The sequence below is a fragment of the Dyella lipolytica genome, from assembly GCF_030160075.1.
Classification (GTDB): Bacteria; Pseudomonadota; Gammaproteobacteria; order Xanthomonadales; family Rhodanobacteraceae; genus Dyella_B; species Dyella_B lipolytica.
This window is the reverse complement of sequence record NZ_BSNQ01000003.1, coordinates 1,953,420-1,962,372: the sequence shown is the minus strand read 5'-3', so window position 1 is coordinate 1,962,372 and position 8,953 is coordinate 1,953,420. Positions and strand designations below refer to the sequence as shown.

The following is an 8,953-nucleotide window of genomic DNA, read 5'->3' as shown; positions in this document are numbered from 1 at the left end:
GTCATCGCTCAGTCGTGTACGGACGTACACTCCTTCGCTCTTCCTTGGCTGGCGCGCAAACAGCTCCCGGCGCGGGCCACGCGAATAGTGCGAACAGGCCCTAGGGGCGGCGGGCTGCTAGCGAGGGCAGTGTGGGTTCGGGGCGTTATGGCCCCTTTTCGGTCGCCGCTTCCTTCAAAACAGCGAGCACGTCCGCTTCATTGACGCCGGCCACGATCTCGGCACGCCCGATACCGCGCCAAAGGATCAAGCGCAGGGTGCCGGCGGTGTTTTTCTTATCCAGCCGCATCAGGGCAAGCAATTGTTGCGGGTCGGAACCTGGTGGGACGGTGGTAGGCAGGCCAACGGCTTTCAATAGTTGTTCCAGGCGAGTGGTATCTGCAGGCGCGCTCATCCCAAGCCGTTCTGACAACCTGGCGGCCAGCAACATGCCGATGGCGACGCCCTCGCCGTGCAGCAGGGTGGTGTAGCGGCCGGCAGTTTCCAGTGCATGGCCGAACGTGTGGCCGAGATTGAGCAGGGCACGCTCGCCCTGTTCGGTTTCGTCGCGGGCGACGACGCCTGCTTTGTAACGTACCTTGGCGGCGATCGCGTGCACGAGGGCGACTTCATCGCGTGCGGTCAGAGCCTTGGCGTGCTGTTCCAGCCATGCAAAGAAATCTGGATCGCCAATCGCGGCGCCCTTGATGATCTCGGCGATGCCAGCGCGATATTCGCGGTCGGGCAAGCTGTCCAGTGTGCCGATGTCGGCGATCACGGCGCGGGGCTGGTGAAAGGCCCCGGCGAGATTCTTGCCCGCCGGCAGGTTCACGCCGGTCTTGCCGCCGACTGAGGAATCCACCATCGCCAGCAACGTCGTCGGCATCTGGATAAAGTCGATGCCGCGCATCCAGCAAGCGGCGGTGAAGCCAGCGAGATCGCCCACCACGCCGCCGCCCAGTGCGATCACGCAGGCATCGCGCGTGGCGCCGAGCGACGCGAGCGCATCCAGCGCCAGGCCGACGTTGGCGAAACTTTTATGCGCTTCACCGTCATCGAGCAGGAATGACGACCAATGCAAGCCATCGAGACCACGCGTTACACGCTCCAGATAAAGCGGTGCGACGGTGCGGTTGCTGAGCACCAGCACGTGCCGGCCGCGCAGGGCAGCGCGCCAACGCGACGTGTCGTCGAGCAATCCGCGCCCGATCCATACCGGATAGCTGCGTTCGCCGAGTGCGACGTCGATGGTCTGGTTTATTGCGTTGCTGATCATGCGACCTGCCGGTTCCAGTGTTGATCGATCAATGCGATGCAACGTTCGCTCGCGGCCGCAACGCTTTCGTGTTCGCCGCCGTGTGGAATGATCAGATCGGCGATCTCCGCATAGAGCGATGTGCGCGCGGCAGCCATGGCATCGAGTTTCCGATGACGATCGCTATCGGCCAGCAACGGGCGCGTGCTGTCGTGCGCGAGGCGTTGCAGTTGCAACGGTACGGTGATTTGAAGCCATGCCACATAACCGCGTTGTGCTAGATGACGACGGTTGGCAGGATCGAGCACGGCGCCCGCGCCACTGGCCAGCACTACCCCTGGGCGGCGGCTACACTCGTCCAGCAGGGCCGATTCGCGTCGGCGAAAACCTTCCTCGCCTTCGACGTCGAAGATGGTGCTCACCGATACACCTGTATGGCGCTCGATTTCCTGGTCCAGATCGACGAACGGCATGTCATAGCGTGCCGCCAGCTGTCGGCCGATCGAGGTCTTGCCGGCACCGGTCGGGCCGACCAGGAACAAGTTGCGCGAAGGGTTCATGGGCTGATTTTAGCAAGTGGGTGAATAGATGTCCGAACGGGTTCTTATTGCAGGATGCGGCGATCTGGGGCAACGCGTGGCTCAGCTGCTATTGGCGCGCGGCGATGAGGTTTACGCGCTGCGGCGCCATCCGCCGGCGCTGAACAACTCATCCATACACTGGCTGTGTGCGGACGTGGCGAGGGCGGAAACCCTGTCGAACCTTCCCGCAGGAATCACGCAACTGATCTATCTGCCAACGCCCGGTGGTCGTGAGGAGGAGGCTTATCGCAGCGTTTTCGTCGATGGCCTGCAGCATATGTTGGCTGCATTGACTGAAAGTCCGCTGCGACGCGTGCTGTTCGTTTCTTCCAGTGCTGTTTACGGCGAACACGGCGATGAGTGGGTGGATGAGCGCACGCCGCCTGCGCCGCTTGGCTTCAACGGCAAAGTGTTGCTGGAGGCAGAACAATGGTTATCGACCCAGCCGGTTCGGTCCGTTGTGCTCCGGCTTGCTGGCCTCTATGGACCAGGGCGCATGCAGCTGATCGAACGCCTGCGCGCAGGACTGGTGCACGCGCCACGCGGGCATTGGGCCAATCGCATCCATGTCGATGATGCGGCGTCGGCTATCGCGCATCTGGTCGAGCTGCGTGAGCCGCAAGCATTGTATCTGGGGGTCGACGACACGCCGTTGCCGCTGAATGAGCTGTATGGCAGCCTCGCTGCATTGATTGGTGCGCCGGCCGTGCCGGAAGGACCGGCGCCGGCTGGGTTAGGCAGCAAGCGGCTCAGCAATGCGCGTCTGCATGCCAGCGGCTTTCGAGTCCGCTGGCCGGATGCGCGCGCGGGTTACGCCAAACTGCTGGATACGCAATGATCGCTGTGCGGTGTTAGCTGTCACCCATATCGGATAGATACGCAGGCAGCGTTTCGGTGTCGGTACGCACAGTGTGCGAGGTGAGATTGGCGTTCACGCCGTACATGATGAGGTCGGCGTCACGACGAATGCCAAGCCTGCGCATCGCGCTCATTTTCTGGGTGCTTATGGTTTGCTTGCTGCGGTGCAGACGCTCGGCGATTTCAGTAATCGTGAGACCCGATACGAAAAGTCGAACGACTTCCAGCTCGCGTATGGTCAGGTTTTTCGCCGATGTCGCAGTGGCATTGTCATCGATGCCATGCATTTTTACGATCGCTTCAATGGATGGCGAGTAGTAGTGCTTATTGGCAAGCACGGCATACACACCGCCCGCGATATACACCAGCGAATCGGCCTTGCTCAAAATGCAATGAATGCCTTGTGCCACCAGTGAACGGATGATGGCGGGATTGCTCATCATGGTCACTACGATAAGCCGAATCCCCGGGAAACGGCGTTTAAGGAACCCAAAAAGCGCCATGCCGTCCCCATAGTCGCCACCGGGCATGGTGTAGTCGGAGACGACCACATCGACGGGATGCTTATTGAGCAGCGCCACCAGCTCGGTCGAGTTCTGTGTCGTTCCCGCCACGGTAAGGCCAGGATGTTTTTCCAGTTCGTGCGAGAGACCTGCAAGCAGGAGGGGGTGGTCGTCCACCAGGGCGATCCGCACTGGACGGCCATTTAGGTGACGCGGTTCCAGCGGGGTTTTCTTTTCGGTCAGGTCCATCGGCACGATACTTGGTTGCTGAGTTGGCGTCTTCCATGGCGCCATATTCAACGTGATCAGACGATGGGTCGGTTCCAGGGAGGTCTTTGTATTTGCGTCACGGAGCGTGAATTGGCTAGTGACGTGATCGAATCGGTTAAAAACACCAAGTGCTTTTTGATGGGATTCGATGTAGGGGAATTATGGTTCGTGCTAGATCGAAGGCCTATAGTTCTATTCCTAAAAGGGTTGTGCAGAACTGGATTCGCTGCGAAGCCGATCAGCGTTTCGGACATGGCGGCGTTACGCACCATGAGGCACGTCCTGTTGCGGTGCGCGGCATAGCGACTTGTGCCCACCCGTGGGGGCCGTCAGACTGGCGGTTCGGGGGAGCGCTGCCGCGTCGCTTGCGCGGTTACCTGTTACGCAGGAGAGCCACCATGTCGGTTGCCAAGGTCATCGAGATCACCGCTTCGTCCAGCAAGGGCGTCGAGGACGCCGTGAAGCACGGTTTGAGCAAGGCCTCTGAGTCGGTCAAGCAGATCAAGGGCGCCTGGGTCAAAGACATCAAAGTCATCACCAAGGATGATGGATCGGTCGTGGAATGGCGCGTCAACATGCGCATCAATTTCGTCGTTCAATAAACGGCGGGATCGCACACAGGCCCTTATCCGCGTCGGCCGGCCATGCCCGGCCGACACGGGTCTCAACTGTGGTTGAGGCCGGTCACATGATGCCCAGTGTCATATTCCACGCAGGTATCGGCCAGTACCGGCAACGTCGCCAGGGCATGCCGGCTGAGCCGTTCGAAATGGGCGAGAAAGCGCTCCATCGCCGCAGCATCCATGGCCAGCGGCGCACGCCGGGCCAGCAGTTCCTTTTCGGTTTCGCTGCGCCAGCCGCGCACGACTTCCCAATTGGGTGCCTGCAACACAATCAACGCATCGAGCTTGCGCCATAGCGGTTGATAGGCGCGCAGTTGTTTGTTGACCCAATGACGCCAGCGGCCGTCCTCGTCTTCCTTGCGTTCCAATTCGTTCACCGGTGGTTCTAGCGCGCTTTCCAGCTGTGGACGCAGACCCAGGGCCCAGCCTTCGACGATGACCAGTCGCGGCGGTCGGATGACACGCGGCCAGCGCGAAGGAGCCATACGCGTATCGCGGCCTTTGTCGAAGCGGGGCCACGTTACCGGCAGTTTGTCCGAAGCATGTGGCAGTGCGGCAAGCACGGATAGCAGTAATTCGATCTCATGCGTGCCCGGTACGCCACGAGTGCGCAGCAGCGGATGAACCTGGTGAGCTAGCGTTTCGCGTTCACTGCGCGAGTAATAAAAGTCGTCCAGCGAAAGTACTTCTGCCGGCCATTTGCGCTGTTCGGCCTGGGTCTTGATCACCCGTGCCAGGGTGCTCTTGCCGCTGCCCTGCAGACCCGACAGGCCGAGCACGTACGGCCGGTGCGTCCGCGCGATGCGGCCGGCGTAATGGTCTAGCAGGTGCCCGGCGAGGGCCAGATTTTGCGTGCTAGCATCCTCCATCATCGCGTCATGATGACGTGCGCTGGCTACGATTCAAGTCCCTATGCTGAAACCCGAGATTCTTGACACGTTCAACACCTTGCTGGACCAGGCTGTCGCAAGCGGCGATCCCGAGCCGACGGCGATGAGCCTATCCAGTGTCGATGCCGCCGGTCGTGTGAGCGCCCGCATCGTATTGCTGAAAGAAGCCGACCAGCGCGGTTTCCGCTTCTTTACCAATTACGAGAGCGATAAAGGCGTGCAGCTGGACGCTCATGCGCAAGTCGCCCTGTGCTTCCACTGGAAGCGACTGCGTGAAGGTGTGCAGGTGCGTGTGGAAGGGGTGGCCCGCAAATTGCCGGCAGAGGAGTCCGATGCTTATTTCGCGCGCCGCCCGCGTGGCAGCCAGATCGGCGCCTGGGCTTCGTTGCAGTCGCAGACCTTGCCGCAACGCGAAGTGTTCGAGCAGCGCGTGGCCCACTACGAGCAACAGTTTGCCGGCCGCGATGTGCCGCGCCCGCCGCATTGGGGTGGTTACGTGGTGGAGCCGGACATGATCGAGTTCTGGTACGGCGCCAATTTCCGGTTGCACGAGCGCGTGCGCTGGGATCGGCACGGCCAGACGTGGACCAGCCGCCTGCTTTATCCATGACCCGGAGCGCGCCATGAGCCGAGCAACGCCTGCGGAACATGTCGCGCAGAATGCTTTTACCGTGCATACCCGCGGCCGGGGTTTCAGCGAGATCACCAGCAAAGTGACCGAGCTGGTCACGGCAAGCGGTGTGCAGACGGGCATCGTCCATGTCTTCACTACGCATACCAGTTGTTCGCTGTTGATCAGTGAAAATGCCGATCCGGCCGTGCGCACCGACCTTGAGCGCTGGTTCGCCCGCGCCGTGCCCGATGGCGATGCGATTTTTCAGCATGACGCGGAGGGTCCGGACGATATGCCGGCCCACGTGCGCGCCATCCTCACCGGCGTAAGCCTCACTCTTCCCGTGCACAGCGGTAAACCGCAGCTGGGTACGTGGCAGGGGATTTATTTGTGGGAGCACCGAGTGGATCCGCATCAGCGGAAAGTCACCGTCACCGTGCTCGGTCATTAATCCTCACTGTCTTCCGGCATGACGCATATCTCAACTATCGATCCCTTTCCTCATCGCATTGTCTGCCTTACGGAAGAACCCACCGAAGTTCTGTACGCGTTGGGTGAAGAACATCGCATCGTCGGCATTTCCGGATTCACTGTGCGGCCACCGCGTGCGCGCAAGGAAAAGCCGAAGGTATCGGCATTCACCAGTGCCAAGGTCGGAGAAATCCTGGCACTCGAGCCGGATCTGGTGATCGGGTTTTCCGATATTCAAGCTGATATTGCGCGCGCGTTGATCCATGCAGGCATAGAAGTGTGGATCAGCAACCATCGCAGTGTGGACGGCATCGTTGCCTACATTCGGCGGCTCGGTGCGATGGTCGGTGCACACGAAAAGGCCGAGCGCTATGCACAACGTGCCGAAGCGCATCTGGCCCAAGTGCGTGCTGCCGCTGCGCAACTGTCGCGGCGTCCCAAAGTGTATTTCGAGGAATGGGACGACCCGATCATCACTGGCATTCGCTGGGTGGCCGAGCTGATCGGCATCGCCGGTGGCGATGACGCGTTTCCCGAGCTGGCGCGCGAGGCGTTGGCGAAGCAGCGCATTCTGGCGAATGGCGATGAAGTGGTGCGGCGTGCGCCGGACATCATCCTGGGCTCATGGTGCGGCAAGCGTTTCCGTCCCGAACGCGTCGCTGCGCGGCCAGGATGGGATGCCATTCCTGCCGTACGTAACGGTGATCTATACGAGATCAAATCGCCGATCATTTTGCAGCCTGGGCCGGCGGCACTATTCGATGGGCTCGATGCCATCCACGCCTTGATCGCCGCTTGGGCTGCGCGCCAAAACTGAGTGCGTTAACCGCGTCGACGACCCGGTAAGCACGGTGCCGCAATCGATTTCAGTGCATTGATCTGCGTGGCGTCAGGCGCAAATTGCGCCACCAGCGGCGGCGTTTGCAGATTCCCGCTGACCTGCACCCAGGTCAGCGTGGCTCCGGGCTTGCCAAGCGCGGCGGCGACTCCCGTTGCGGTGTTGCGGCGACCTGGTTCGGTGGCGATGCCGAAGACATAGGCACTGTCCACGTCACCACTGCGCCAGCCGGCTACGGTGGCAGCGGCGAATCGCTGCTTGCCTACTTGCAACTGCGCGCTGGGCTGGTACGAAGCGGGTGCATGCGGACCTTCGTATGCGTCGAAGGGAAAGCCGGGTGCGCTGTCGATACCGAGTGTCAGCTGCAGAGAGAGTGCTGCCCCTGCGCCCTGCGTGCAAATCAACGTAAACCATGCCGGATGTTCGCCGCTGTCGGTGGTGACGGTGCCACGCACGACAACCTGCGGTGGCTCGGCCGGCAGCGCGAAGACGATCCCGGGAACCAGGCCTAACCACAGCAGTAGCGAGCATCTACGCATAGGCCGGCGACTCAGCCGCCCTGTGCCAGACGCGCACCCAAATCGAACAGCGGTGCGACCAAAAGTAGACGCGCCAGCAGCAGCACAATCACCACGACGGTGGGTGAGAAGTCGATGCTTCCCACCACCAGCTTCCCGCGCAGAGGGCGCAATATGGGCTGCACGATCGCACCTGCGAGCCGGATCAGCGGTTGATGCGGATCGGCAGAAAGCATGCTGAGCAGCGACCATCCGGAGATCACCACGATGTAGAACAACAGCACGAAGTCGAGCAGATCGGCCAGCGACAGGATCAATAGTCCAGGCAGATGCGGCACAAAGCCAGCGAGGCCGAAGATCACTACGCGCTCCAGCAGCAACGTCAGCCAGACGACCAACAGCGCCGCCAGGTTGATACGTCGCCAGTTCGGCAGCACGCGTCGGATCGGTGCTAGCACCGGATTGGTATAGCGATAAATGAATTGACTGAGCGGGTTGTGAAAATCGGCGCGATTGGCTTCGGCTGCCAGGCGAAACAGAAACAGCGTGGCGATGGCACCGAAGGCAACCTGGATCAGCAGCGACAAAGCATTGAGCAGATAAGACATAAATGGATCAATCCTTGTCGAGGGCAGCCGCGAGCTCTTCGCCGCGACGTGTGGCAGCGGCTACTGCGCGGGCGACGATGCGTGGCAGCTGATCTGCGCTGAAGCTTTCCAGCGCCGCTTGAGTGGTGCCATTCGGCGAGGTAACGCGCTGGCGCAATACCGACGGGGCCTCGTTGCTTTCGACCAGCATGCGCCCTGCGCCAAGGCAAGTCTGCGTGGCCAGGATGCGCGCCGTTTCGCGCGGCATGCCCTGTGCCACGGCGGCATCCTCGAGCGCCTCGACAATGGCGAAGAAATAGGCAGGCCCGGATCCGGAGATGGCGGTGACGGTATCCATCAACGCCTCATCGTGAATCCAGCGGGTGACGCCGACCGCATCCATGATGTGCTGTGCCTGCTCGCGTTGCTGCGGTGTAACGCGCAGGTTGGCGCACAGACCGGTGGCGCCGGCGCCGATCAACGCGGGCGTGTTGGGCATGCAGCGCACGATGGGGAGCAGATTGCCGAACCAGCGTTCGAGCTGATCGATACGCACACCGGCCGCGATCGACATCAGCAGCGGGCGGTTGCGCTGCAGCGTGTCGCGCAGCTCGGCGTGGATCGCCGGCATCACCTGCGGCTTGATGGCCAGCAGCAACACGTCGGCATCCGCCACGGCGAGCCGGTTGTCGGCGAAGGTGGCGACGCCGAAATCGCGCCCCAGACTCTCCCGCGCCTGCGCCAGGGGCTCGGCGACGCGTAGATTGGCGGCGGCCACACCGGTCTTGAGCAGGCCGCCGATCAGGCTGCGCGCCATGTTGCCGCCGCCGATGAATGCAATTCGTGCCATGTCGCCTTTGTCCAAACGGGTTCCGGGTGACATACCTTACTGGAGCCAGCATAGGCATGGCTCTTTGCGTTTGCTCCTTCTCCCCTCCGGGGAGAAGGTTGGGATGAGGGGCCAATC

At 61.6% G+C, this 8,953-nt stretch carries 12 protein-coding genes; 5 read left to right on the top strand and 7 right to left on the bottom strand.

The features are described from left to right. Positions 1-145: 145 nt before the first annotated feature. A complete protein-coding gene (gene aroB / locus QQL64_RS10350; protein ID WP_284398967.1) occupies positions 146-1,255 on the bottom strand; it encodes a 3-dehydroquinate synthase in 1,110 nt (369 codons plus the stop codon). Further along, positions 1,252-1,794, bottom strand: coding sequence for a shikimate kinase (locus QQL64_RS10345; RefSeq protein WP_284398964.1), 543 nt, complete (start codon positions 1,792-1,794; stop codon positions 1,252-1,254). The genes aroB and QQL64_RS10345 overlap by 4 nt, the downstream gene beginning before the upstream one ends. Before the next feature lie 28 nt (positions 1,795-1,822). Between QQL64_RS10345 and QQL64_RS10340 the strand changes: the two genes are divergently transcribed. After that, positions 1,823-2,653 (top strand): SDR family oxidoreductase, encoded by an 831-nt coding sequence (locus QQL64_RS10340; RefSeq protein WP_284398961.1) that lies wholly within the window; start codon positions 1,823-1,825, stop codon positions 2,651-2,653. A 13-nt stretch (positions 2,654-2,666) separates the two neighbouring features. Here QQL64_RS10340 and QQL64_RS10335 read toward each other — a convergent pair whose 3' ends face one another. Next, on the bottom strand, positions 2,667-3,425 hold the full coding sequence (locus QQL64_RS10335; RefSeq protein WP_284398960.1) for a response regulator: 759 nt from the start codon (positions 3,423-3,425) through the stop codon (positions 2,667-2,669). Between the two features lie 419 nt (positions 3,426-3,844). On the opposite strand from QQL64_RS10335, the gene QQL64_RS10330 reads away from it, so the two are divergent. Continuing rightward, positions 3,845-4,048, top strand: coding sequence for a dodecin family protein (locus QQL64_RS10330; RefSeq protein ID WP_284398958.1), 204 nt, complete (start codon positions 3,845-3,847; stop codon positions 4,046-4,048). A gap of 62 nt (positions 4,049-4,110) precedes the next feature. Here QQL64_RS10330 and QQL64_RS10325 read toward each other — a convergent pair whose 3' ends face one another. Continuing rightward, complete coding sequence (locus tag QQL64_RS10325; RefSeq protein WP_284398955.1) at positions 4,111-4,941, bottom strand: kinase; 831 nt, start codon at positions 4,939-4,941, stop codon at positions 4,111-4,113. Between the two features lie 40 nt (positions 4,942-4,981). On the opposite strand from QQL64_RS10325, the gene pdxH reads away from it, so the two are divergent. Genes pdxH through QQL64_RS10310 form a run of 3 tightly spaced genes read left to right on the top strand, consistent with a single transcriptional unit; the run spans position 4,982 to position 6,860 of the window. Further along, complete coding sequence (gene pdxH, locus QQL64_RS10320; RefSeq protein ID WP_284398952.1) at positions 4,982-5,569, top strand: pyridoxamine 5'-phosphate oxidase; 588 nt, start codon at positions 4,982-4,984, stop codon at positions 5,567-5,569. 13 nt (positions 5,570-5,582) lie between these two features. Further along, positions 5,583-6,023: a secondary thiamine-phosphate synthase enzyme YjbQ gene (locus QQL64_RS10315; RefSeq protein ID WP_284398950.1), complete on the top strand. Its 441-nt coding sequence runs from the start codon at positions 5,583-5,585 to the stop codon at positions 6,021-6,023. An 18-nt stretch (positions 6,024-6,041) separates the two neighbouring features. Continuing rightward, positions 6,042-6,860 (top strand): cobalamin-binding protein, encoded by an 819-nt coding sequence (locus tag QQL64_RS10310; RefSeq protein WP_284398948.1) that lies wholly within the window; start codon positions 6,042-6,044, stop codon positions 6,858-6,860. Between the two features lie 5 nt (positions 6,861-6,865). Here QQL64_RS10310 and QQL64_RS10305 read toward each other — a convergent pair whose 3' ends face one another. From QQL64_RS10305 to proC, 3 genes are read right to left on the bottom strand one after another with little or no spacing between them, the layout of a single operon-like run. Continuing rightward, entirely contained in the window at positions 6,866-7,420 is a 555-nt protein-coding gene (locus QQL64_RS10305) for a hypothetical protein (protein WP_284398945.1), read from the bottom strand. An 11-nt stretch (positions 7,421-7,431) separates the two neighbouring features. Next, positions 7,432-8,007 (bottom strand): YggT family protein, encoded by a 576-nt coding sequence (locus QQL64_RS10300; RefSeq protein ID WP_284398942.1) that lies wholly within the window; start codon positions 8,005-8,007, stop codon positions 7,432-7,434. A 7-nt stretch (positions 8,008-8,014) separates the two neighbouring features. Beyond that, positions 8,015-8,836: a pyrroline-5-carboxylate reductase gene (gene proC / locus QQL64_RS10295; protein WP_284398940.1), complete on the bottom strand. Its 822-nt coding sequence runs from the start codon at positions 8,834-8,836 to the stop codon at positions 8,015-8,017. Positions 8,837-8,953: the final 117 nt, after the last annotated feature.